The sequence below is a fragment of the Xenorhabdus sp. NBAII XenSa04 genome, from assembly GCF_963866145.1.
GTDB classification, from domain to species: domain Bacteria; phylum Pseudomonadota; class Gammaproteobacteria; order Enterobacterales; family Enterobacteriaceae; genus Xenorhabdus; species Xenorhabdus indica.
In genome coordinates this window covers 1-849 of the sequence record NZ_CAWMEB010000285.1, presented here as the reverse complement: position 1 = coordinate 849, position 849 = coordinate 1, and the positions used below count along the sequence as shown (strand labels likewise).

Annotated in this window: 2 protein-coding genes; both read right to left on the bottom strand. The window is 52.8% G+C overall.

The features are described from left to right. The coding region (locus tag AAC147_RS10275) for a TIGR03759 family integrating conjugative element protein (RefSeq protein ID WP_047686549.1) at positions 1-482 on the bottom strand (482 nt) is incomplete at its 3' end. Further along, a partial coding sequence (gene pilL2 / locus AAC147_RS10270) for a PFGI-1 class ICE element type IV pilus protein PilL2 (RefSeq protein WP_047686546.1) occupies positions 479-849 on the bottom strand: 371 nt, incomplete at its 5' end. The genes AAC147_RS10275 and pilL2, both read right to left, overlap by 4 nt.

Here is an 849-nt window from a genome sequence, read left to right as displayed (position 1 = left end):
ACTTCAGTCAAGCGGGTGTCACATTGCGGGCAATCTTTGGCTCTGACAAACAGCGCCAGCCGACCGTTTGCTTCATGCGATTTTTCCATATTGACCGGCAAAACATCCGGAAACAGCCGCTGCCAGGCCGCATCCACTTCCCGCTGGAAACGCAGTTCTTTTTCAGTGCGGGCAAACTCTGACTTAACCCACTGTTCAGCATAACGGCGGCGCTCGACATCGCTTTCGGCTTCAATACCTAATGTTGTTAACGGGTCAAGTCCCGGTGATTGGATCCCCCGAGGCCCGTTCATCAGGTGCTGATAACGCTGATATTCACCGGCACTTAACTGCCACTGTTCAGCCTGACTTTTCAGGGCGTGCTGCTGGCTTTCTGTCGATTGTGTCTGCTGTGAAGCTAACGGTGTCAGTGTCGGTGTGGCTGCCCAGACCGAATTACTCAGCAACAACCATCCCCATAGACCGATTCGGTTCAATATCATGAAACGCCTTCCTGCTGTGATGGTTTAGCTGGAATTGGTAACTGATAGCCCTGCCGCAGATGGTGGCACACCATACGCTGCACCTCATCGACTTCCAGTTGCCAAGCCGGACCGGCCATAATTTGCAACGCAGTACGCAAACGGACAGGGCCTAACTGCGTGTGCACAGAGGGCAGCGGCTGACGATATAAAATGGCATTGTTTTTTTCCGGCGTACATAACGAATAACCCGATTGACGCAATGCATAGCGCATGGCATCAGCAACCGTGGGATCCTGGGAAACGGGGAGTTGAATATGAATCAATTGGGAAAGTGGGTCACGTTGTGCCTCTGTCGGGTCGGTACTCACCAGTAAATAACGCCCGT